The sequence below is a fragment of the Streptomyces sp. NPDC107517 genome (genome assembly GCF_055582645.1).
In genome coordinates this window covers 360486-383030 of sequence record NZ_JBVJPM010000002.1, presented here as the reverse complement: position 1 = coordinate 383030, position 22545 = coordinate 360486, and the positions used below count along the sequence as shown (strand labels likewise).

Sequence of the window (22545 nt, the reverse complement as noted above, 5' to 3'; positions counted from 1 at the left end):
GGCCGGTTCACTTCCTGGCGGCCCGGATCGTCTCCTCGATGCCGGGGAACGCGAACGTGAAACCTGATTCCAGGAGCCGGGTCGGCACGGCCCGCGTGCTGCCGAGGACGTCGCCCGCCATCTCGCCGAGGACCAGGCGCAGGGCGGGGGCGGGCGCCGTGAACAGCGTGGGGCGGTGCAGCACGCGCCCCATCGCGGCGGTCACCTCGCCGTTCGTGACGGGGTGCGGGGCGGTGAGGTTCACCGGGCCGGACAGCTCCTCCGTGTCGATGACGTGGCGCAGGGCCGCGATCTCGTCGTGGAGCGCGATGTACGACCAGTACTGGTTGCCGTCGCCCATGCGTCCGCCGAGACCGGCGAGGAACAGCGGGAAGAGCCGCGCCCAGGCCCCGCCGGCGCCGGACACGACGAGCCCGGAGCGCGCGAACACCGTGCGGATTCCGGCCTCTTGCGCGGGCGCCGCGGCCTCCTCCCACTCCACGCACAGCTGCGGCAGGAACCCGTCCCCGGGCGGCGCGCTCTCGTCGACGGCGCGCGTGCCGGTGTCGCCGTAGTAGCCGACGGCGCTGCCGTTGACGAAGACGCGCGGAGGCTGTTCGAGCGTGGCGACGGCCTCGGCCAGCGTCGCGGTGCCGAGGACCCGGCTGTCGCGGAGCTTGTGCTTGTACTCGTCGGTCCAGCGGTGGTCGCCCACGCCCGCGGCGGCGAAGTTGAGGACGGCGTCGCACCCGGAGAGCCCGGCCGCGTCGACGGACCCCCGCTCCGGGTCCCAGCGGACCTCGTCCGCGGCAGCCGGTGCCCTGCGGACCAGGCGGACGACGTCGTGCCCGTCCGCGCGCAGGGACCGGGTCAGTGCCGAGCCGATGAGTCCGGAGGCGCCGGCGACGGCGAACCGGGAGCGTCGTACGGGTGCGGAAGCGCTCTGCGTCATGCGTCCATCCTGCCGCGTGAAACGCGCGGCGGCCGGTCGTGGGCCGGTCGTACAGTGGCCCCCATGTCACAGCCGCACATACGTCTCGCCCGGCTCGACGACGAGGACGGGCTCGCCCGGCTCGACCGCGCGGCCTGGTCGACGCTGCACGCCGTCCAGCCGAAGCCGCTGCCGCCGTACGACCCGTTCTTCTCGGAGCGGTTCGGGCCGATGGACCATCTGGTCGCTGAGCTCGACGGGCGGCTCGCGGGCTACGTACGCATCGCCTATCCCACCTCGCTCGCCGCCAACACCCATGTCCGGCAGATCCAGGGCCTCGCGGTCGCCGCGCAGGCGCGGGGCGCCGGGGTCGGCCGGGCGCTGGTCCGCGCCGCGGTGGAGCACGCCCGCACCGCCGGCGCGCGCCGCATGACGCTGCGGGTGCTCGGGCACAACGCTCCGGCGCGGGCGCTGTACGAGTCCGAGGGGTTCACGGTCGAGGGCGTCCTGCCGGAGGAGTTCCTGCTCGACGGGACGTACGTGGACGACATCCTGATGGGCCGGTCCCTGTGAGCCGGGCACCGGAGTTCTGACGGACCCGCCCGGCGTGCGGTGACGGCCCTCCCGTAGGAGCGTGAAGGGGTCCATGGGAAGGAGCCCGCCGATGACCGGGGCGTTGTCGCGTCGCCGGGACGGCGAGGAGCGGGCCTGGCTGCGCGGGGCTCCGCCGCCGCGCTGGGTGCGATGGCTGCCGTTCTTTCTCCTCGTCGCCCTGTGCACGGCCCAGCTGGCCTCCGAGGAGAAACTGGACCTCGGTTTCCTGCTGGGGGCGATCCCGCCGCTGGCCGCCCTCACCTACGGCCCGGCCGCCACGGCGCTGCTCGGCGGCACCGTGATCGTCCTGCTGAACGTGCCCTTCATGAACCTTGGGCACCCCGGCAACAGCGACGTCCTCACGGTCTCCTTCGTGGCGCTGCTCAGCGTGCTGATCGGCTGGGTCCGCAGCCGGCGCGACGACCAGCTCGTCACCGTGCGCACGGTCGCGGAGGCAGCCCAGTTCGCCGTGCTTCCGCCACTGCGTGACCGGGTCGGCAGGGTGCGCTGCGCGGGCCTGTACCGGGCTGCGGAGCGCGGGACGCTGGTCGGCGGTGACCTCTTCGACGTGCGCAGGGGGCCGACCGGGGTACGGGCCGTGATCGGTGATGTGCAGGGCCACGGTCTGTCCGCGGTCGCCACGGTGGCGGGTCTGCTCGGCGCGTTCCGTGAGGCCGTGCTCGACCAGTCGGACCTGGAGGGGGTCGCGGCCCGCCTCGACCGCAGGCTCGTGGTCGACTCGGCCGAGGAGGAGCACGCCGAGCTGTTCGCGACGGCGCTGCTCCTCGAGTTCCCCGACGACTCCCCGGTGGTACGGGCCGTTTCGTGCGGCCATCCGCGGCCGCTGCTCCTGCGCGGGCAGGAGGTCATCGAGCTGCCGGTGTCGTCGGGGGCGCCGCTCGGGCTCGGGATCGCGGGCCTCGCGCCGCTCGAGCAGCTCACGGTGCGGCTGCGGCCGGGCGACCGGCTGCTCGGCCTGACGGACGGTCTGATCGAGGCGCGGGACTCGTCCGGTGCCTTCTATCCGCTCGCGGAGCGCCTGGTCCGGTTCAGCGCGGAGGACCCGGCGGGGCTGACGGACGCGCTGTGGCGGGACGTGGTGCGGTTCGCGGGAACGGTGCGGGACGATCTGACGCTGCTCGTGTTCGCGCCGGAGATCGATCCGGAGGACGACTGACGGCTCCTATCGGGCCCCGCCCCGGCCTTCCGCCAACAGGCTGATCCCGCCCGTCAGTTCCCGCAGGCAGCGGAGCGCGAGGACCGCCGGGGAGCCGGTCGCGCCCGTCGCGGGGGCGTCGGTGGCGGCCCAGGTCTCCAGGGCGATCCGGATGGCGTCGGTGGCCGCGGCGGCGGCGAGCCGTACGTCGAGGGGGTCCGCCTCCTCGCCCGCGAGCCGGGTGAGGACCGGCACGAGGCGCTCCTCCGACTCCTGGTTGACGCGGTACCAGACGGCCCGCAGCGCGGCGTCGTCCTGGGCCGCGCGCAGCAGTCCCCTGGTCGTCTCCAGCTGCTCGGGACCGTGGTCGCCGGGGGCGGAGAGCGTGGCGGTGACGGCCGTCTCCAGGGTGACGCGCAGGTCCGTGCCGGGTTCGGCGTCCTCCACGAGGGCGCGCCAGGCGTCGCCGCCCGCGGCGAGGAGCGGGCCGACCGCGTCCTGCTTGCCCCGGAAGTAGCGGTAGAAGGTGCGCAGCGCGACGCCCGCCCGGTGGGCGATGTCCTCGGCCGTCGTGCCGTCGGGGCCTCGCTCGGCGAAGAGTTCGGCGGCGGCGCGGGCGATGTCCAGCTGGGTGGCGGCCTTGCGCCGCTCGGTCAGGGAGGGCTGCGGACTGCGCTGATCGTTCGTGGGGCTCACCGGGGAAGCCTATGCGTCCGGGAACAAGTCTGCACGTTCTGACGTTATGGCAAAACATGCCACCTGGGCGTACGGTGGACAGCGAATCACCGTGAGAAGAGTGAAGTGGAGCAGCACATGAGCCCGAACCTGAACCGCTACGAAGGCCGTCACGTACTCGTCACCGGTGGTGGCTCCGGCATCGGCCAGGCCACCGTGCTGCGGGTCCTCGCCGAGGGCGCCCGCGCGGTCGCCGCCGACGTCAGCGAGGCGGGCCTGGAGGACACCGTCGAGAAGGCGACCGCCGCGGGCACCGCGGACAGGCTGGCCACGGTCGTCGTGAACGTCGCCGACGAGGCCTCCGTGCGCGCGGGCGTCGCCACCGCCGTCGAGGCGCTCGGCGGCCTGGACGTGCTGGTGAACGCGGCCGGCATCCTGCGCTCCTCGCACACCCACAAGACGTCGCTCGCCGACTTCAACCAGGTGCTCCAGATCAACCTGGCGGGCACGTTCCTGATGATCCGCGAGTCGATCCCGGCGCTCCTCGCCGGCGACGGGGCCGCCGTCATCAACTTCAGCTCGACGTCGGCGACGTTCGCCCACCCCTACATGGCGGCGTACGCGGCGAGCAAGGGCGGCATCCAGTCCATGACGCACGCCCTGGCGAGCGAGTACAGCAAGCAGGGCATCCGGTTCACGGCCGTGCAGCCCGGGTCCATCTCCTCCGGCATGACCGACGGCTCCGGCGCCAGCCGGCAGAGCAGCGGCCCCGGCCTGCCCGAGGACGCCGACATGAGCCTGTTCATGAAGCTGGCGCCGGCGATAGGCCAGGGCTTCGCGGGGCCGGAGAGCGTGGCGTCCGTCGTCGCGATGCTCGGCTCGCAGGACGGCGGGTTCATCACCGGTACCGAGGTCAGGGTCGACGGCGGAACGCACTTCTGATCTGCGGCGAAGGCGGGTCTGACCTGCGGCGGGGCCCTCGATCACTCGCGTGGCGCAGCTTGCGGGGCGGACCCCGGGCGCGCGGCGGAGAGTGTCACTTATGCGCGTCTTCCGTATGACGTTGTGCTGCGTACCTGCGGCCACGGCCTTCGGCCTGCTGCTGATGTGTGCCGTGACCGCCGCGCCCGGGGACGGCGGTTCCGCGGCGAAGCCGGGCCGGGCGGCGGGCCTCGCCCACGCCGGCCGGGCCACGTCGGTGCTGCCGCCGGCCGTCGCACCGGTGCGCCGGCCGCCGGTACTGTCGCTGTCCGGCGTACCGGTGCGCCGGCCGCACACCGCCGCGCGGCCCGGGATCGTGCCGCGAGCCGACTGGGTGGCGGATGCCGCCTACAGCAGGCCGCCCGCCCGGTACGCCGACCGCGTCACGGCGATCTTCATCCACCACACGGACTCGCCGAACGACTACGACTGCGCCGACACTCCCCGCATCATCCGCTATCTGTACGCGGGCCAGGCGGGCGGCCGGAACTGGGACGACATCGGCTACAACTTCCTCGTCGACAAGTGCGGCACGATCTACGAGGGCCGGGCGGGCGGCGTCGACAGGGCGGTCGTGGGGGCGCACGCCCAGGGCTTCAACCAGGGCACGGCGGGCATCGCCGCCATCGGCACCTTCACCGCGGGCACGCCGGTGCCGCGTTCCATGGTGAAGTCCATCGCGGCGCTCTCCGCCTGGAAGCTGGGCCTCGCGAACATCGACCCGCGCTCCCGCGTCCGCCTCACCTCGACGAACAGCCTCAGCCGCTACCGCAAGGGCAAGACGGCCGAGTTCAACGCCATCGCCGCGCACCGGGACGAGTACGAGACGTACTGCCCGGGCCAGGCCCTGATGGCCGAATTCCCGGAGATCAGGCGGCGGGCGGCGGCGCTCCAGGGGCGGTAGGGCTTCGTCCGGGAGCGGGCCGGGCTCGCGTCCGGCGGCCCCGGGCGCCCCCCGTGCGACCGTGCCCGGGCTACGCGCGACTCCCCCGGCCGGGACCCGGACCTACCCTCGACGGACTCGGGTACAGCCCGGGTGTTCGGAGCCGTACGCGGGTTCGCCGGGGGGTAGGACGCCTTCGGAGCCCGCCTGCGTGCGCCGGCCTGACGGCCCGGGGTACGTGCGACGGCTCCCACCAGCCGCACAACCGCCAGGGAGGCGCACGTGCCTGAGCCCGCACAGCACGCGGACGTCGTCATCGTGGGAGCCGGGGTCGCGGGACTCCTGGCCGCCCACCGCCTGACCAGGGCGGGCGTTCCCACCCTGGTCCTGGAGGTCGGCCCCTGTGTGGGCGGCCGCATGTCCACCGAGAAGGTCGACGGGTTCCGGCTCGACCGGATCGGCCGGCTCCTGTGCACCTCGTACCCCGAGCTGCGCCGTGCCCCGGGCCTGGACACCCTCGTCCTGCGCCCCTTCTCGCCCGGGGTCCTCGTGCACAGCGGCGGCCGCCGCCATCGCGCCGGGGAACTCCCGGCCGCACGGCGCACAATGGGCGCACTCACGACGGCGCGCGCCCTCGCGAGCGCCCCCCGGGTGCCCCGTCCCCGCGCCGCCGCCAGGGGCCCGCGCCCGACCGCCCCACTCGGCAGCCCCCTCGACCACGCCCGGCTCGCCAGGTCCCTGGCCCGCCTCGCCGGGACACCGGTCCCCCGTCTCCTCGCGCGCCCCGAACTCCCCGCCGCCGACGCCCTGATGGGCCGCGGACTGCCGACCCGCACCCTCGACGGGTTTGTGCGCCCCCTCCTGTCGGCGCTCCTGTGCGATCCGGACCTGACTTCGTCGAGCCGGTGCGCCGACCTCGCCCTGCTCGCCTACGCGCGCGGCCGCCTCTGCGTCCCCGAGGGCGGCGCCGACGCGCTGCCCGAGCTGCTCGCCGCCGGGCTCCCGCCGGGCACGGTCCGCACCGGCGTGCGCGTCAGGGCCGTCTCCGCGAATTCGGTGACGACCGAGGAACACGGTGAACTCCGGTGCCGGGCAACACTGCTGGCGACGGGTGCACGCGCCGCGGCCGGGCTGCTCCCGGGGCTGCGGGTACCGGACTTCCACCCCGTCACGGTCGTCCACCACGCGGTCCCCGAGCCGCCGCTCACCGACCCGGCGCTGCTCCTCGACGCCGACCGGCTCGGCCCCGTCGCATACTCCGCGGTGATCAGCCAGGTCGACCCGACGCGCGCCCCGGCCGGCCGCGCGCTGGTCTCCTCCACGGTCCTCGGCCCCCCGCCGCCCGAGCGCGAGCTGCGGGCCCAACTGGAAGCCCTCTACGGCACGTCGACCTCGGACTGGGAGACCCTCGCGGTCCACCACGACCCGGAGGCGGTGCCCGCCATGCCGGCCCCGCACGACCTGCGCCGCCCGGTGCGGCTTCTTCACGGGCTCTATGTGTGCGGCGACCACCGCGGCACGAGCACGGTGCAGGGCGCCCTCCACTCGGGCCGCCGCGCCGCGCACGCGATCCTCACGGACCTGGGCGTCCAACTGGCCCCGGCGGCGGGCATGGTGCCGGCCGCGGCCTGACCGACCGCACGGCCGACACGTGCGCCCCGAACTGCACAGCCAGAGCACCGTCCCACCACAGCCAAGAGACAGCCCAGCGACAGGAAGCCCTCAGCCACCGTCACCACACATCCGACCTCTACGGATCCCCCAACGCGCCCGTCTCCGTGGCACATTCCGGAGGCGGGCGCCCTCATTTCCCCTCACGCGCACTCTTGCCACTACAACAACTCCCCTTTACGGTCCCCAGGTCCGCCCCCTTGCCCCTGGAGGCCACCGTGCGAAGAACGGCGTCAGCCCTGCTGTTCGTCCTAGCCCTTGCCACCGGATTCATCGGAGCTGTAGTGCCGTCGTCAGCAGCCCAGCCGGAGGAGCGGTCCCCCGAACCGCTCGCCGGGCAGCCGTCGGTGGTCCCCCGCCCCACCGACTGGACGTCCCTCGACGGCACCGTCACGATCACCCACCGCACCCGCGTCCTGGTCGACCCGCGCACCCGCGCCGAGACGTCCGAGCCGTCCGGCCGCGCCGAGTTCCCCGGCCCCGCCCGCCAGAGCGTGCAGCAGCTCGCCGCCCGGCTGCGCACGGAAATCGATCAGGTATCCGGCATCGAGCCGCACGTAGCGAGCGACGTGGCCCACGCCGGGCCCGGCGACATCGTCCTCGGCCTCGCCGACGACCGTGAACTCGGCGCCGAGGGCTACCGGTTCGACAGCTCGGACGGCGCCGTCCGCATCCGGGCCGCCTCCACACACGGCCTCTTCTACGGCACCCGCACTCTGCTCCAGCTCCTGCGCTCCACGGACGGCGAGCACCGCACGCTCCCCCGGGCCCGCGCCACCGACGTCCCCACACAGGCGATCCGCATGGTCCACCTCGACGCGGGCCGCAAGTACTGGAAGATCCCGTACCTGGAGAACCTGATCCGCAGGATGGGCGACCAGAAGCTGAACACGCTCATGCTGCACCTCTCCGAGTCGGAGGGCTTCCGCCTGTACAGCCCGAAGTTCCCGGGCCTCGCGGACCCCGGCCACAGCTACAGCCGCGCCGACATCGAGCACCTCAAGGCGTTCGCGGCCCGGCGCCACGTACAGCTGATGCCGGGCCTGGAGGTTCCCGGCCACGCGACGGCGATCAGCGACGCGTTCGGCATCGGCTTCGGCTCGGGGACGAACCCCTGCACGGCCGCGCACACGCACTCGCACCTCACACCCGACTGGATCATCGACATGACCAGCGAGAAGGCGGTGGCGAAGACGAAGCAGATCGTCGACGAGTTCGCCGGCTGGTTCGACGCGCCGCTGTTCTCGATCGGCGGCGAGGAGGTGCCGGGCCAGCTCGCCGACTGCCCCCGCGTGCAGGACTACTTGGCCGCCTCGCCCGATGTGTCGACGCTCGGCGACCTCCTCAACCGGTACATCAACACCCTGGACGACGTGATCGCCTCGCACGGCAGGCGCACCGCCGTCTACAACGGCTCGGAGCACCTGGCCGCGCCCCAGCAGACCGTCCACGGCCCCGTCGTCTTCCTCACCTGGGAGGGCACGGGCGCCGAGCCCGCCGTGCCGGGCCACGACGAGATCGCCATCGGCCCGTTCTACGACACCCCGAACAACTACCACCACCTGTACCCGAACGAGCCCTGGATGTACGACAGCTGGACCGTCAGCACGGCGCCCGACATGCTCGGCTCCGGCCTGACCAATTGGGCCGACTACAACTTCTGGGCCGACGACGCGTACTTCGAGCAGTCGATGGCCGGCGCCCGGGCGATCCTCGCGGACCGCGCCTGGAACGGCACGGCGACCCCTGACACCCTGGCCGACTTCCGGGCCCGCGCGGCTCGCATCGGCGACCCGCCCGGCATCACACCCACGCCCGTGAAGCCGCGGGTGGACGACGGCCTGCCGAGCCACCACTGGACCTTCGACCCGGCCGCGTACCCGAAGGGCTGGACGTACGCGGGCAGCCCCGGCAACACGATCCTCGCCGAGGACACGGCGGGTGACCTGCCGGGCACGTCGTACATCATCAACAACCCGGCACCGGTGGCCGACGGCGTGCGCGGGCAGGCGTGGCGCTTCGACTCGGACCGGGACGGCGTCGGCTTCGGCGGCCTGGACGTCGCCGAGCCGTGGACGGTGTCGGTGCAGGTCCGCCCCACGGCCCGCACCGCGGACCAGGTCCTGCTCAGCTCGAAGGCGGGCGCGCTCAAGCTCATGCAGTACGGCACGGGCAAGGTCGGCTTCACCCGGTACGGCTCGGCCGACCTCAGCTTCGACTACACGCTTCCGCTGGACCGCTGGACCCGGCTCACCTGGGTGGCGACCCCGGGTCACACCACGCTCTACGCCGACGGGGAGCGGGTCGGCACGGTCGACGCGTCGATCCCCCTGCCCCTGCGCTCGATCGGCACGGAGAAGGCGAGCCTCCGCGGCGACCTCGACGAACTCACCACCTGGGACGAGCCGTTGACGGCCGACCGGGTCACCGGTCTGTCCGGGCAGGACACCCGGTAGTAAGCGCCGGCCCCGACCCCGTCCCGTCAGTGGCTGAGGGCGGCGATGCGGTCCCGGTATCCGCGTACCGGGGCCGCGTCGCGGTAGGGCTCCAGGCGGCGCTCGAACTCCCGCACGTACTCGTGCGCCCGCACGGAGCGCATCTCGGAGGCGGCCTGCGCGGCCTCGGCGCCGAGTGTGCACGCCTGGTCCAGCTCGCCGAGCCCGAGCCGCGCGGAGGCGAGCACCACCCGGCAGAACAGCCTGCTGCGCGCGAAGCCGGGCGCCCGCAGCTGGAGCGAGCGCTCCGCGTGCTGGGCGGCCGCGCGGTACTGCTGGAGATCCCGGTGGCAGTGCCCGAACTCGTCGGCCAGCTGCGCCTCGTCGAAGAACCGTGCCCAGTGCGGCACGTCGTCCCCGGTCCGCACCGCCTCCAGGGTCCGCTCGGCCCGCACCAGCGACGCCGTGCACGCGCGCACCTCGCCGAGCACGCCGTGCCCGCGCGCCTCGGCCGCGTGCAGCAGCGCCTGCACGGCGGGCGGCGCCGAGGAGCCCACGCCCTGCTGCGCGACCCGCGCCAGCTGGACGGCCTCGCGCCCGTGCCCGAGGTAGACGGCCTGCCGGCTCATCGTGACCAGGACGTACGCCCCGTACGTCCGGTCCCCCGCCGCCTGCGAGAGCCGCAGCGCCTGCACGAAGTACCGCTGCGCGAGCCCGTGCGCGGCGATGTCGTACGAGGTCCAGCCGGCCAGCCGGGTCAGATCTGCGGTGGCCGCGAAGAGCCGCCGGCCGGTCTGCTCCCCGTAGGTGCCCCGCAGCATCGGCTCGGCCTCGTGCTCCAGGTAGCGCACGAGCGCCTGACGGGCGTGGCCTCCGCCGTACGCCTGGTCGAGAGAGCGGAAGAGTTCACCGACGGAGCGCAGGGCCGCGATGTCTCCGGCGGTGACGCGCTGGCCGGGCCCGCGCTCGGCGTGGCCGCGCTGGCGGGGCACGGGGGGCGGTCCCGGTTCGAGCGCGGCCGTGAGCTTGGCGGAAGCCCGTCCCTGGGCGGGGATCCGTGCGCCGCCGGGACCGCCGTGGTCCCCGTGGGCGACGCGGTCGTCGGCCCGCCCGATCAGCCAGTCCCGGCTCGGCACGACGAGCCCCGCCGGGGTGAAAGCGATCTTGCGGAGCTCGGCATGGCTGCCCGAGTCCTTGCGCCACAGGCCGCTGACGATGTCCACGGCCTCCTCGGGCGAGGCGGCGAACTCCAGGCCCGCGTAGACCGGGGAGCAGGCGTCGAGCCCCAGGTCCTGGGCGGAGAGCCGGCGTCCCAGGCGCCGGGTGAACACCTCGGCGATCAGTGCGGGTGTGGTGCCGCGGGGCTGCTGGCCGCGCAGCCAGCGCGTCACGGATGTCTTGTCGTAGCGCAGGTCGAGTCCGTGCTCCAGGCCGAGCTGGTCGACTCGGCGGGCCAGTCCGGCGTTGGAGAACCCCGCCTCCGCGATGAGCGCGGCTAGCTGGCGGTTGGGCGTGCGCTGCGGAGGTCGTTCCGTCATCAGCTGTGCGTTCTCCTGCCTTCCGGGCTTTTGGTGCAGCCCTCATAGGACGGCGCGAATGTAGCGGCCATCACGGGCCCCATCGCGACCTTCGACAGCCCTTCATCCGATCGTGTGACGATTGCCCGAAGAACTGACGAGAAGAGACGGCCCGTACAGTGGCTGGGGGCGCGATATGTGCACGCTGAAGGTTCTAGGGAGGCACTGACCGTGAATGAGTTGCGGTTCGTCCGCTTGGGTTTCGGAGCGGACTCGGTCGACTACCAGGAGGCCTGGGACGAGCAGCGCCGTGTGCACGCCGCCCGTTTCGCCGACGAGGCCCCCGACACCTGCCTGCTTCTCGAGCACCCGCCGGTCTACACCGCGGGCCGCCGCACCGCGCCCGAGGAGCGTCCGCTGGACGGCACCCCCGTCGTGGACGTGGACCGGGGCGGCAAGATCACCTGGCACGGCCCGGGCCAGCTCGTGGGCTACCCGATCCAGAAGCTGCCGCGCCCCGTGGACGTGGTCGCGCACCTGCGCCGCCTGGAAGACGCGATGATCGCGGTCTGCGCCGAGTTCGGCGTGGAGACCTCCCGCGTCGAGGGCCGGGCGGGCGTGTGGGTGCTCGGAGACGCCAAGGACGCGGCCGAGGGGCACCCCGGGCTCGGCGGCCTGTCCCTGGACTTCGACCCCCGGGTGAACGACTCCGAGTTCGACCCCCGTCTCAACGGCCCGGAGTACGCGCCCTCGAACGCGGGCCAGCGCCGCGAGGACCGCAAGATCTGCGCCATGGGCATCCGCGTCGCCAAGGGCGTCACGATGCACGGCTTCGCGCTGAACGTGAATCCGGACACCTCGAACTTCGACAAGATCATCCCCTGCGGCATCCGCGACGCGGGCGTCACCTCGCTCTCGTACGAGCTCGGCCGCGAGGTCACGATCGACGAGGTGCTGCCCGTCGTGGAGCGCCACCTGCGCGACGTCCTGGAGAACGCGGCCCTCGCCCCGCGCGCCATCGAGAAGACCACCGAGCGGGAGCCCGACAAGGCCACCGCCTGAGCGGGAATGCACCCCGAAGGCCAGAGGTTGGCCACACGTAAGGCCCATCAAGACCACGGGCGTACCCTGAGGTACGCCGAAGAATCAAAGCTGTAGGGAGCCGGTCGTGTCCGCAGTCGCACCCGACGGACGCAAGATGCTGCGCCTGGAGGTCCGCAACAGCCAGACCCCCATCGAGCGCAAGCCCGAGTGGATCAAGACCCGGGCGAAAATGGGTCCCGAGTACACGAAGATGCAGGGCCTCGTGAAGAGCGAGGGCCTGCACACGGTCTGCCAGGAGGCAGGCTGTCCGAACATCTACGAGTGCTGGGAAGACCGCGAGGCCACCTTCCTCATCGGCGGCGACCAGTGCACGCGGCGCTGCGACTTCTGCCAGATCGACACGGGCAAGCCCGAGGCGCTGGACCGTGACGAGCCCCGCCGCGTCGGCGAGTCCGTCGTCACGATGGACCTGAACTACGCCACGATCACCGGCGTCGCGCGCGACGACCTGGAGGACGGCGGCGCCTGGCTGTACGCGGAGACCGTGCGCCAGATCCACGCCATGACGGCGGAGCGCCCCGAGGGCTACACCAAGGTCGAGCTGCTCATCCCCGACTTCAACGCCGACCCGGACCAGCTGGCCGAGGTCTTCTCGTCCCGCCCCGAGGTTCTCGGGCACAACGTCGAGACGGTGCCGCGCATCTTCAAGCGGATCCGCCCCGGCTTCCGGTACGAGCGCTCCCTCGAGGTCATCACGAAGGCCCGCGAGGCCGGCCTGGTCACCAAGTCCAACCTGATCCTGGGCATGGGCGAGGAGCGGGCCGAGGTCAGCGAGGCGCTGCGCCAGCTGCACGAGGCGGGCACCGAGCTCATCACCATCACCCAGTACCTGCGCCCGACGCCGCGGCACCACCCCGTCGAGCGCTGGGTGAAGCCGGCCGAGTTCGTGGAGCTGAAGGAGGAGGCCGAGCAGATCGGCTTCTCCGGCGTCATGTCCGGCCCGCTGGTCCGCTCCTCGTACCGCGCCGGACGCCTCTACCAGATGGCGGTCGAGAAGCGCGGCGCGTACGTGGCCTCGCAGGCGGTCTGAGCCACTCGCACCCGCACGGCCCGCCAGCCGTGTGAATTCACGCACAAGCAGCTACCGGCCAGTAATGGCCGAGAGAACGCGGCCCTGACAGTCCCCGCAGATGGGGGGCACCGTCAGGGCCGCGTCCTCGTTCGGCCCTCCCCCATCAAGGCTTCATGGGCGTTTGACCCTTCGGTCATGCCCTGGTAACACCAAACAGTGACGCTGTACTCACGCCACGTACCCATCGCCAGAGTCGCTCCCGAGGGGGACCTCCCAATGCAGGCCGCGCCCGTACGCGCCACCGCCATCCCGACCTTCACCGACGCCCTGCGCGCGGTCGAGTCGCTGCTCATGAGCAGCGGACAGCGCACCGCGCGCCGCAACGCCTGGACCTCCGTGCTCGAGGACCGTCGCCGTGCCAAGGACCGGGTCGAAGCTCAGCGGGTGCTCGAGAAGGCTGTGGCCGCCCGCACGTCGTAGTCACTTGCCCGGCCACGTAGACTTCAAGGCATGGCGAGGAAGGAAACCGCAGCGGACGCTGCGAACCCCGGGCGACTCAAGCAGATCGCTCTGACCTTTAAGATGACCCGCAAGGCCGATCCGATGATCGTCCTTGTGCTCGCGGCTGTGGGAATCGTCACCTTTGGCGTGTTCCTCGCGATCGGATTCTTGATCGGTCACCCGGTATATCTCGGAATTCTCGGCTTCCTGCTCGCCTTCCTCGCGATGGCGATCGTCTTCGGACGCCGTGCCGAGCGAGCAGCCTTCGGGCAGATGGAGGGTCAGCCCGGCGCGGCTGCCGCGGTACTCGACAACATCGGCCGTGGCTGGACCACGACCCCGGCCGTGGCGATGAACCGCAGCCAGGACGTCGTCCACCGGGCGGTCGGCAAGGCAGGCATCGTCCTGGTGGCCGAGGGCAACCCGAACCGGGTGAAGACGCTGCTGGCGGCCGAGAAGCGGAAGATGGCCCGCATCGTCTCCGACGTGCCGGTCAACGACATCCTCGTCGGCAACGGCGAGGGCCAGGTGCCGCTCAAGAAGCTCCGCACGACGATGCTCAAGCTCCCCCGCGTTCTCACGGGCCCGCAGGTCACGACGACCAACGACCGCCTCCGGGCGATGGGCGACCTGATGAGCAACATGCCGCTCCCCAAGGGCCCGATGCCCAAGGGCATGCGGATGCCGCGCGGTGGCGGCAAGGCTCGCTGACCCTTCTACTCACGACGAAGAGGCCCCGGAACCGATCGGTTCCGGGGCCTCTTCGTCGTAGCGGGGCGTCGCGGCGGGGGCCGGCGTCAGGCGCGGACCTGGACCGCGTGGGCGAGGCGGTCGTGCAGGCCGCGGCCGTCACGGTCCCAGATCAGGGCGGGGACGGCGACGCACAGGAGCAGCGTGCGGACCAGGACGCGGCCGAGGCCGAGGCGGCCGGAGCCGTCCTGCGCGACGACGCGCAGCCCCATGATCCGCTTGCCCGGCGTGAAGCCGACCGTGCCGACGGTGAGCAGGCCGAGGACGAAGAAGATCCCGAGGGCCCAGTTCCCCGTCGCCTGGTTGTAGCCGTGTGTGAGGAGCCCGTATGCGATCAGCATGCACAGGGCCCAGTCGACGGCGAGGGCGGCCATGCGCCGGCCGGGGCGGGCGATGGAGCCCGGCCCCTGCTCGGGCAGACCCAGCTGCTCACCGCGGTACCCGAACTCGACACCCGCGTCCTCAGCGGCCGCACGCGGCCCGGAGAGCCACGATCCGATTACTTGCCTGTTGTCCACCCGTCCAAGGTACTGCGCTCGGCCACCCGGCCCGCTACGGCCCCCGCCTCGGTTAACTTCGGCGAAACAAATGGGTCATGCTTGAGAAATCCCCCGTCCCTATGGTCGGGTCCCAGCGTGTGCCACCGCACTGGCCGCACCACCGAGCTGCAACCCCGCCCCTCCCGGGTGGGAGTAGGAGGAGTTGGATGTTCCAGAACGCCGATGACGCCAAGAAGTTCATCGCGGACGAGGACGTCAAGTTCGTCGACGTCCGGTTCTGCGACCTGCCGGGTGTGATGCAGCACTTCACGGTGCCGGCCGCGGCGTTCGACCCCGCCGAGGAGCTGGCCTTCGACGGATCCTCGATCCGGGGCTTCCAGGCCATCCACGAGTCCGACATGGCGCTCCGCGCCGACCTGTCCACCGCGCGCGTCGACCCCTTCCGCCGCGACAAGACGGTCAACATCAACTTCTTCATCCACGACCCGATCACGGGCGAGCAGTACTCCCGTGACCCGCGCAACGTCGCGAAGAAGGCCGAGGCGTACCTGGCCTCCACCGGCATCGCCGACACCGCGTACTTCGGCCCCGAGGCCGAGTTCTACGTCTTCGACTCGGTCCGCTTCGAGACGTCGTCGAACGAGAGCTTCTACCACATCGACTCCGAGGCCGGCGCCTGGAACACCGGCTCGGAGGACAACAACCGCGGCTACAAGGTCCGCTACAAGGGCGGCTACTTCCCGACCCCGCCGGTCGACCACTTCGCCGACCTGCGCGCGGAGATCTCCCTCGAGCTGGACAAGAACGGCCTCCAGGTCGAGCGCCAGCACCACGAGGTCGGCACGGCCGGCCAGGCGGAGATCAACTACAAGTTCAACACGCTGCTCGCCGCGGCCGACGACCTGATGCTCTTCAAGTACATCGTGAAGAACGTCGCGTGGCGCAACAACAAGACCGCGACCTTCATGCCGAAGCCGATCTTCGGTGACAACGGCTCGGGCATGCACGTCCACCAGTCCCTGTGGGCGAACGGCGACCCGCTCTTCTACGACGAGCAGGGCTACGCGGGCCTCTCGGACATCGCGCGCTACTACATCGGCGGCATCCTGAAGCACGCCCCGTCGCTGCTCGCCTTCACGAACCCGACGGTGAACTCGTACCACCGCCTGGTCCCGGGCTTCGAGGCGCCGGTCAACATGGTCTACTCGCAGCGCAACCGCTCCGCCGCGATGCGCATCCCGATCACGGGCTCGAACCCGAAGGCCAAGCGCGTCGAGTTCCGCGCGCCGGACCCGTCCTCGAACCCGTACCTCGCCTTCTCGGCCCTCCTGATGGCCGGCCTCGACGGCGTGAAGAACAAGATCGAGCCGGCCGAGCCGATCGACAAGGACCTGTACGAGCTGGCTCCCGAGGAGCACGCGAACGTCCAGCAGGTTCCCACCTCGCTCCCCGCGGTCCTCGACGCCCTCGAGGCGGACCACGAGTACCTCCTGGCGGGCGGCGTCTTCACCCCCGACCTGATCGAGACGTGGATCGACTACAAGCGCACGAACGAGATCGCCCCGATCCAGCTCCGCCCGCACCCGCACGAGTTCGAGCTGTACTTCGACATCTAAGAACGCCACAGGTCAGAGCGGGCTTCCGCTCTCCTGGACCGTCTGTGGGCCGTCGGCCGTGCTCTTCCGCTTCCGGAAGAGCACGGCCGACGGCCTTTCTGTGGGCACCACGCCGGCCCCGACGGGCGAGGCCCCGTCGCCTTCGCCGTCCGCACCATTGCCGCGCCGCCTCGGGCGATCAGTCGCTCGCACCTTCAGGGCTCCGTTCCCGATGAGGGATGGCGGCCCTTTCTTGTGCGTTCGGGACGTCCGGAGGTGGAAGCGGGGGATGAGGCGGGGGCGGGGGGAGAGTGCGTTCCGCCGCTCGCGGTGGGAACAGGGCTTTGGGCAACAGGAAGCCGAGCGCGGCTCCCGCGGCGGCTCCGATCAGCGCGGACCACAGGACGTCCCAGCCGACGCCGGATGTGAAGAGCCGCTGCAACCCTGCCTGAAGGAGTCCGGAGCCGCTCATCACGAGTGCCACTCGGCGGCGCTGGCCTTGTCCGTTGCTGTTGATGACCGCAGCCTGGCGCCCGTCGCCTCCCGGCGGAAGAGCCGGCTTCGTTCTGCGCACTACAGCAAACAGTCATAAACTCGGGCCAAATTGGACAGACTTCCGAGGAGTGCCGCATGAGCAATCTGTTCGTCGTCGCCTACGAAGACCTCGCCACGGCCCATCAGGTGCGCGAGAAAATGCTCGATCTGGCCAAGCAGCACCTCGTCGAACTCGAGGACATCGTGGTCGTCGAGCGGCGCGAGGACGGGAAGATCAAGCTGCATCAGGCCGTGAACCACACGGCGACGGGTGCGGCCGGCGGGGCCTTGTGGGGTGGCGTCATCGGGCTGCTCTTCCTCGTGCCGCTGCTCGGCGCGGCCGTCGGTGGCGCGGCCGGGGCCGCCGGTGGTGCCGCGATCGACACCGGCATCAACGACGACTTCATGAAGGAGCTGAGCCAGAACCTCCAGCCCGGTGCCGCCGCGCTGTTCGTCCTGGTGAAGCAGGCCGCCCCGGACAAGGTCATCCCCCAGATCGCCTCGTTCGGCGGTCAGCTCGTCCAGACCTCGCTGAGCAACGAGGACGAGGAGCATCTGCGGGCGGCGCTGAAGGCGGCCAAGGGTGGAGCGGCGGCGCAGGGGGCCCCGCAGGGGGTCTGAGGCATCCGTTCGGTCCTGTGGGTACGGCCGCTCCCGTCCGGGGGCGGCCGTACCGGCGTTCTCAGACGCCCGGGGCGATCGTGATCAGGCCCTCCGACGCCGCCTTGCGCAGAGCCGTGTGGTCGGCGGCGTTCTGGTCGGCGTAGCACAGCGCGAAGTCGGCCACAGCGCGGTCGAAGACGTCGGCGCGACCGAGGTAGCCGGAGATGGCGATACGGTCGCCCGAGCGGGCGTGGGCGCGGGCCAGTGCGGTGCCGCACAGTTCGGCGTAGGCGCACAGGTCGTCGGGGTCGAGGCCCGCGACGTCGGCGGAGCCCTTCATGTCGCGCAGCTGACGCCAGTAGAAGGCGCGGCCCTGGGGGCCGGTCATCCAGCCGAGGAAGATGTCACCGGAGGCCTGGAGCAGGCGCTGGCCCGCGACGACGCGATGGCCCGGGTGCACATACGGGCCGTGCGGCTGGTACTCCTCGATGACGGACCGGGTGGCCTCCTTGATCTGGAGGAACAGCGGGTCGTCGGCGTCGCGCCCTTCGAGCAGCACGACGAAGCAGCGGGTGCCGACGCTGCCGACGCCGACGACCTTGCGGGCGGCCTCGACGAAGCGGTAGCGGTCGAGGAGCCGGCGGCGCTCCTCGGCGAGGGTGGAGCGGTAGTCGCCGAACAGTTTGCGCACCGTGGCCGTGTCGGGGGTGCTCGCCGGTTCGAGGAGCGGCGGGTCGCTGATGATGCGGCGGCGCCCGTCGACGACCTCGGTGAGCTTGCCCAGCGCGTGGAGGCTGGTGCGACGGGTGGCGTGGGCGAGGGTCGCCTGGACGCGGCGTCGGCTGCGGCCGGAGCGGATGAGGGGCAGCAGCTGGTGCGCGTCGATGTGCTCGTACCAGACGGCGAGTTCGCCCATCCCGGAGAGCCGGCGCATCGAGGTGCGGTACGCGGTGGCGGCCGCGCGGGCCGATCCGAGGGCCTGGGTGTCGGTGTGCCCGTTGTCGCGGGCGGCGACGGCCACGCTCGCGGCCAGCCGCTTCACGTCCCATTCGAAGGGGCCCGGGCTGGTCTCGTCGAAGTCGTTGACGTCGAAGAGCAGGGACCGTTCCGGCGAGGCGAACAGGCCGAAGTTCAACAGGTGGGCGTCACCGCAGAGTTGGACGGTGAGGCCGGTGGCGCGCTGGGTGGCCAGGTCACCGGTCATGACGGCGGCGGCGCCGCGCAGGAACGCGAACGGGGAGGCCGCCATCCGCCCGTACCGGATGGGCAGCAGTTCGGCGACGCGGTCGGCCGCCTGCCGTTCCAGTACGACGACGGGGTCGGCGCGGTCGGCGGCGGGTATCCACGCCCCGTGCGAGGAGCGTGACGCGCGCTTGCGGGCCTCTTTGCCCAGGGCGGCCCGGGCCTGGGGGGTGGTCATGCGGCACCGTCCGCGCGGCCTGCGGGGGCGGTCACGGCTAGTGCCGTAGCGCTCTGCCGACGTCCGCTTTCACGTCGCCGGTGAGGGTGCGGTTGCTGCGGGCCGTCGCCTCCTTGGACTTGCCCTTGTCCACGTCGTCGACCGTGACCACGACCGTGTCGAGGAGGTTGCCGCCGCTGTCGCGGAAGTTGACCTGCACCGCGTACGACGCCTTGGAGTCCGAGCTGTTGGTGGCCGTGACAGGGACCGTGATCCGGTCGCCGTCCTTCGCCACGTCACCGAGGCCGATGTCGCCCTTGGCGTTCACACCGCCCTTGACGCGGTCCAGCTTTTCCTGCGCCTTCGCGGTGGCGGAGGCGACCACGTCACCGCCCCGGGACGCCGCGGACGACGCGGCGGACGCGGCCTTGGACACCGCGCCGGAGGGGCTGGTGCCGCTGTCCGAGCAGCCGGCCGCCGTGAGCAGCACCGCCGCCACGAGCAGCCCGGCCCCCGCGCCCCGTATGCCAAGTCCCGACATCACGCCTCCCGTGCCCGTTCCGCTGCCGTCACCTCAGTGAAGGCGGCCGGGGCCCGGGCGGCATGCCGGGTACGGCAAACAGGTGAACGGGCCCGGGGCCCGGGCAGGATGGGGACACGGTCGGACGAACAGCCCTGGGAGGTCCTTGTGAGTGGTCGGCGGCGGCACATCGGGGCGGCGGAGCGGCGGGCCAGGCTCGCGGCCGGGCAGCGGCTCGCGCCCGGCGCGCGGGCCGGCTCCGCCGAGGAGGTCGCCGGGTCGCTCGTGGCGCTGCACGGCACGGACCCGGCCACCGTGTATCTGGCGGTGGGCGCGCGCCTGCGGGACCCGTCGAAGACGGTCGCCGACGTGGAGCGCGCCCTGTATACGGACCGCTCCCTGGTACGGATGCACGGCATGCGGCACACGGTGTTCGTGTTCCCCGCCCCGCTCACGGCCGTGGTGCACGCGTCGACGGGTGTGGCGGTCGCCGCGCGGGAGCGCGCCTCCTTCGTCAGGCATCTGGAGGCGGGCAGCGAGCACGACGCGGCGTGGCTCGCGGACGTCGAGGCGGGCACGCTGGCGGCGATCGGGGCGCGCGGCGAGGCGACCGCGGCGGAACTCGCCGAGGACGAGCCGAGGTTGCGTACGCAGCTGCTGTACGCGCCGGGCAAGAAGTACGAGGCGTGGCAGTCGATCTCGACGCGGCTGCTGCGGGTCCTCGGCATGGAGGGGCGCGTCGTGCGCGGGCGGCCCCGCGGGTCGTGGACGTCCAGCCAGTTCAGATGGGCGCTCATGCCCCCGCACCCCGAACTCCCCGTGGCCGAAGCCCAGTCGGAGCTGCTGCGGCACTGGCTCGGCTCGTGCGGCCCGGCCACGGAGGCCGACCTGAAGTGGTGGACGGGATGGAAGGTCACCGACGTACGCAGGGCGCTCGCGGCCGTCGGGGCGGTCGAGGTGGACCTGGACGAGGGAGCCGGGTTCGTGCTCCCCGACGCCGTCGAGCCGGTCGGAGCCGACACCGAGCCGTGGGCGGCCCTGCTCCCCGGTCTCGACCCGAGCCCGATGGGCTGGCAGCAGCGCGACTGGTATCTGCCGCCGGAGCTGCGCGCGCCCCTCTTCGACGGGGCGGGCAACATCGGGCCCACCGTGTGGTGGGACGGGCGGATCGCCGGCGGGTGGGCGCAGTGCAAGGACGGCACCGTCCGGTGGCGGCTGCTCGCGGACGTGGGCCGGGAGGGCGCGGCCGCCGTCGAGGCGCAGGCGGCGAGGCTCCAGGAGTGGGTGGGCGAGGCGCGGGTCACCCCCCGCTTCCGTACGCCGCTGGAGAAGGAGCTGGCCGGAGCGGGCCCGGCCAGGAAGTGAGTGAACTGCCGTGCGCCGCCCGTCCGTCGAGCTGGACAACGGTCGGGCGGCGCACCTGGTCGTCAGCGGCTGTAGCGCATCAGCGCGCGCGAACTGCCGTGCGCCGCCCGTCCGTCGAGCTGGACAACGGTCGGGCGGCGCACCTGGTCGTCAGCGGCTGTAGCGCATCAGCGCGCGCACCATGTGGCAGGTGGTGTCCGACGGCGGATGGATTCCGACGCGCTCCGCCGTGCTCCGTATCGTCCGGTTGTGGGCCTGGTCCGGGAGGTAGACGCCCGAGTCGAGCAGGGCGATCGCGAGGCGCATGGCCTTGAGGCGGCGGTTGTGCGTGATGTACCAGTCACGCGGCCGCCCCGCGGGCAGGGCCTTCTTCGCGAGTGGCTTGCAGGGCAGGTCGATCAGCATCGGTGCGGCAGCGGGCACAGACATCCTCCTGTCGCGGGAGGGAGACCTTCCGAGGCCCTCCGCGGCCCCGGACGCTCCCTCGAACACTGCCTCAATTCTACTGCCGGGCACTGACAATAGCCGCTGACCAGACGGCCTTTCCCGTACCTTTGACCCCATGGAAATCTGGATCAACCCCGCCTGTTCGAAGTGCCGCAGCGCGCTCTCCCTGCTCGACGCGGAGGGCGCCGACTACACCGTGCGGCGCTACCTGGAGGACGTGCCGTCCGAGGACGACATCCGCGCCGTTCTGGAGCGGCTCGGGCTGGAGCCGTGGGACATCACGCGGACGCAGGAGGCCGACGCGAAGGAGCTCGGCCTGAAGGACTGGGCGCGGGACGCGGGTTCGCGCGACCGGTGGATCGCGGCCCTCTCCGCGCACCCGAAGCTCATCCAGCGGCCGATCATCACGGCGCAGGACGGTACGGCCGTGGTGGCGCGCAGTGAGGACGCGGTCCGGGACGCGCTCGGGCGCCACTGAGACGCGACGGCCTCATCCCGTGGCACCAACTCCTGTGTGACGTACGTTACTTGAGCTTCCTCTGGGGCAGTTGAGTTCCGCCCTCCAGTTACCCGTACGTAACGGTGCGCGCACCGACGTTCGTAACGACGACAGGAGGCGGACATGTCCCGCAGGAGAAGGATGGGCCCCCGGAAGAAGGCCGCGCTCGCGGTGAGCGCGGCCCTCGTCGCCGGTGGCGCGGCGTTCGCGCTCGCGAGTACGGGCAATGCGGCGCCGGTCGCGCAGAACGCCCAGGTCTGCCAGGGCCTGGAGACCGCGATCGCCAACAACCAGAAGTTCATCGACGGGCAGCGGGCCGCCCCGGACGCGCAGTCCGAGGCCCGCATCGCCAACCGGGAAGCGGTCATCGCGGAGATCCGGCGCAAGGAGGCGGCGTCCGGCTGCGAGGCCGGGGACGGAGCGCAGGCCGGGGCCGGTTCCGATGATGCGGCCGGGGCCGGTTCCGGTGATGCGGGCGGCGGCACGGTGACGGTGACCGCCGCGCCGCCGGACACCGTCACCGCCGAACCCGATCCCACGGACGCGGCCGGCGGCGCCGGTGACGCCGGAGGGGACGTCGCCGGTGAGCAGGTCTGTGCCGGTTCGACCGTGACGCTGTCCGGTGAGGGCGGCGCGCCCGCCGCGTCCAGCGGGCAGTTCCCCGCCGGGACGAAGCTCAAGGTCACCAACCTGGACAACGGCAAGTCCACGTCCGTCGAGGTCACCTCCGTCTCCGGGAGCTGCGTCCTGCTGAACAACGCGGCGTTCGAGCAGGTCCGCGAACCGGGCAAATTCCTCATCCGCAACGCACGTATAGAGAAGGTGGGCTGACCTCACAAGGCCCACCGGGCGCACGGCCCCGGCCCGCGTGCGTGCCCCCATGACGTGCGCGGG

Annotated in this window: 22 protein-coding genes; 15 read left to right on the top strand and 7 right to left on the bottom strand. The window is 72.1% G+C overall.

Going from position 1 to position 22545, the window contains the following annotated elements; all coding sequences use genetic code 11:
• Window positions 1–7: 7 nt before the first annotated feature.
• Window positions 8–931, bottom strand: a complete 924-nt coding sequence (locus ACZ67T_RS05460; protein ID WP_469981681.1) for a TIGR01777 family oxidoreductase — start codon at window positions 929–931, stop codon at window positions 8–10.
• A gap of 63 nt (window positions 932–994) precedes the next feature.
• Between ACZ67T_RS05460 and ACZ67T_RS05455 the strand changes: the two genes are divergently transcribed.
• Together ACZ67T_RS05455 and ACZ67T_RS05450 are read left to right on the top strand one after the other, a co-directional pair.
• A complete protein-coding gene (locus ACZ67T_RS05455) occupies window positions 995–1483 on the top strand; it encodes a GNAT family N-acetyltransferase (protein ID WP_469981680.1) in 489 nt (162 codons plus the stop codon).
• A gap of 91 nt (window positions 1484–1574) precedes the next feature.
• Entirely contained in the window at window positions 1575–2681 is a 1107-nt protein-coding gene (locus ACZ67T_RS05450) for a PP2C family protein-serine/threonine phosphatase (protein ID WP_469981679.1), read from the top strand.
• Window positions 2682–2687: 6 nt separating this feature from the next.
• Here the strand turns inward: ACZ67T_RS05450 and ACZ67T_RS05445 are convergent, their stop codons facing one another.
• Window positions 2688–3356 (bottom strand): TetR/AcrR family transcriptional regulator, encoded by a 669-nt coding sequence (locus tag ACZ67T_RS05445; RefSeq protein ID WP_469981678.1) that lies wholly within the window; start codon window positions 3354–3356, stop codon window positions 2688–2690.
• 117 nt (window positions 3357–3473) lie between these two features.
• On the opposite strand from ACZ67T_RS05445, the gene ACZ67T_RS05440 reads away from it, so the two are divergent.
• The 4 genes from ACZ67T_RS05440 to ACZ67T_RS05425 all read left to right on the top strand — a co-directional run bounded on the left by ACZ67T_RS05440 (window position 3474) and on the right by ACZ67T_RS05425 (window position 9326).
• Window positions 3474–4277: an SDR family NAD(P)-dependent oxidoreductase gene (locus ACZ67T_RS05440; protein WP_469981677.1), complete on the top strand. Its 804-nt coding sequence runs from the start codon at window positions 3474–3476 to the stop codon at window positions 4275–4277.
• A gap of 100 nt (window positions 4278–4377) precedes the next feature.
• Window positions 4378–5220 (top strand): peptidoglycan recognition protein family protein, encoded by an 843-nt coding sequence (locus ACZ67T_RS05435; RefSeq protein WP_469981676.1) that lies wholly within the window; start codon window positions 4378–4380, stop codon window positions 5218–5220.
• 261 nt (window positions 5221–5481) lie between these two features.
• Window positions 5482–6831, top strand: coding sequence for an NAD(P)/FAD-dependent oxidoreductase (locus ACZ67T_RS05430; RefSeq protein ID WP_469981675.1), 1350 nt, complete (start codon window positions 5482–5484; stop codon window positions 6829–6831).
• 323 nt (window positions 6832–7154) lie between these two features.
• Complete coding sequence (locus ACZ67T_RS05425; protein WP_469981674.1) at window positions 7155–9326, top strand: family 20 glycosylhydrolase; 2172 nt, start codon at window positions 7155–7157, stop codon at window positions 9324–9326.
• 26 nt (window positions 9327–9352) lie between these two features.
• Here ACZ67T_RS05425 and ACZ67T_RS05420 read toward each other — a convergent pair whose 3' ends face one another.
• Window positions 9353–10843, bottom strand: a complete 1491-nt coding sequence (locus tag ACZ67T_RS05420) for a regulator (protein ID WP_469981673.1) — start codon at window positions 10841–10843, stop codon at window positions 9353–9355.
• A 210-nt stretch (window positions 10844–11053) separates the two neighbouring features.
• Here ACZ67T_RS05420 and lipB point away from each other — a divergent pair, with 210 nt between their 5' ends.
• The 4 genes from lipB to ACZ67T_RS05400 all read left to right on the top strand — a co-directional run bounded on the left by lipB (window position 11054) and on the right by ACZ67T_RS05400 (window position 14150).
• Entirely contained in the window at window positions 11054–11884 is an 831-nt protein-coding gene (lipB, locus tag ACZ67T_RS05415) for a lipoyl(octanoyl) transferase LipB (protein WP_469981672.1), read from the top strand.
• 106 nt (window positions 11885–11990) lie between these two features.
• Window positions 11991–12956: a lipoyl synthase gene (locus ACZ67T_RS05410; RefSeq protein WP_469981671.1), complete on the top strand. Its 966-nt coding sequence runs from the start codon at window positions 11991–11993 to the stop codon at window positions 12954–12956.
• A 258-nt stretch (window positions 12957–13214) separates the two neighbouring features.
• The gene (locus ACZ67T_RS05405; RefSeq protein WP_326713343.1) at window positions 13215–13418 is read left to right on the top strand and encodes an SCO2195 family GlnR-regulated protein; all 204 of its coding nucleotides are present in this window, start codon (window positions 13215–13217) and stop codon (window positions 13416–13418) included.
• 30 nt (window positions 13419–13448) lie between these two features.
• On the top strand, window positions 13449–14150 hold the full coding sequence (locus tag ACZ67T_RS05400) for a DUF4191 domain-containing protein (RefSeq protein WP_399968505.1): 702 nt from the start codon (window positions 13449–13451) through the stop codon (window positions 14148–14150).
• Window positions 14151–14236: 86 nt separating this feature from the next.
• Here the strand turns inward: ACZ67T_RS05400 and ACZ67T_RS05395 are convergent, their stop codons facing one another.
• A complete protein-coding gene (locus tag ACZ67T_RS05395; RefSeq protein WP_469981670.1) occupies window positions 14237–14707 on the bottom strand; it encodes an RDD family protein in 471 nt (156 codons plus the stop codon).
• Window positions 14708–14895: 188 nt separating this feature from the next.
• On the opposite strand from ACZ67T_RS05395, the gene glnA reads away from it, so the two are divergent.
• Together glnA and ACZ67T_RS05385 are read left to right on the top strand one after the other, a co-directional pair.
• Window positions 14896–16305 carry a type I glutamate--ammonia ligase gene (glnA, locus tag ACZ67T_RS05390; protein ID WP_469981669.1) on the top strand — a complete coding sequence of 470 codons (1410 nt, stop codon included), beginning with the start codon at window positions 14896–14898 and terminating at the stop codon, window positions 16303–16305.
• Window positions 16306–16914: 609 nt separating this feature from the next.
• Window positions 16915–17439 carry a DUF1269 domain-containing protein gene (locus ACZ67T_RS05385; protein ID WP_469981668.1) on the top strand — a complete coding sequence of 175 codons (525 nt, stop codon included), beginning with the start codon at window positions 16915–16917 and terminating at the stop codon, window positions 17437–17439.
• Between the two features lie 61 nt (window positions 17440–17500).
• Here the strand turns inward: ACZ67T_RS05385 and ACZ67T_RS05380 are convergent, their stop codons facing one another.
• Both ACZ67T_RS05380 and ACZ67T_RS05375 read right to left on the bottom strand, forming a co-directional pair.
• On the bottom strand, window positions 17501–18841 hold the full coding sequence (locus ACZ67T_RS05380) for a DUF2252 domain-containing protein (RefSeq protein ID WP_469981667.1): 1341 nt from the start codon (window positions 18839–18841) through the stop codon (window positions 17501–17503).
• Between the two features lie 37 nt (window positions 18842–18878).
• The gene (locus tag ACZ67T_RS05375; RefSeq protein ID WP_469981666.1) at window positions 18879–19361 is read right to left on the bottom strand and encodes an FxLYD domain-containing protein; all 483 of its coding nucleotides are present in this window, start codon (window positions 19359–19361) and stop codon (window positions 18879–18881) included.
• Between the two features lie 108 nt (window positions 19362–19469).
• Here ACZ67T_RS05375 and ACZ67T_RS05370 point away from each other — a divergent pair, with 108 nt between their 5' ends.
• Entirely contained in the window at window positions 19470–20705 is a 1236-nt protein-coding gene (locus ACZ67T_RS05370; protein WP_469981665.1) for a winged helix DNA-binding domain-containing protein, read from the top strand.
• 150 nt (window positions 20706–20855) lie between these two features.
• On the opposite strand, the gene ACZ67T_RS05365 is transcribed toward ACZ67T_RS05370, so the two are convergent.
• Window positions 20856–21134: a hypothetical protein gene (locus ACZ67T_RS05365; RefSeq protein WP_469981664.1), complete on the bottom strand. Its 279-nt coding sequence runs from the start codon at window positions 21132–21134 to the stop codon at window positions 20856–20858.
• Between the two features lie 133 nt (window positions 21135–21267).
• On the opposite strand from ACZ67T_RS05365, the gene ACZ67T_RS05360 reads away from it, so the two are divergent.
• Together ACZ67T_RS05360 and ACZ67T_RS05355 are read left to right on the top strand one after the other, a co-directional pair.
• Window positions 21268–21630: an arsenate reductase family protein gene (locus ACZ67T_RS05360; RefSeq protein ID WP_469981663.1), complete on the top strand. Its 363-nt coding sequence runs from the start codon at window positions 21268–21270 to the stop codon at window positions 21628–21630.
• 144 nt (window positions 21631–21774) lie between these two features.
• Window positions 21775–22482, top strand: coding sequence for an RlpA-like double-psi beta-barrel domain-containing protein (locus tag ACZ67T_RS05355; RefSeq protein WP_469981662.1), 708 nt, complete (start codon window positions 21775–21777; stop codon window positions 22480–22482).
• The last annotated feature ends 63 nt before the right edge of the window (window positions 22483–22545 follow it).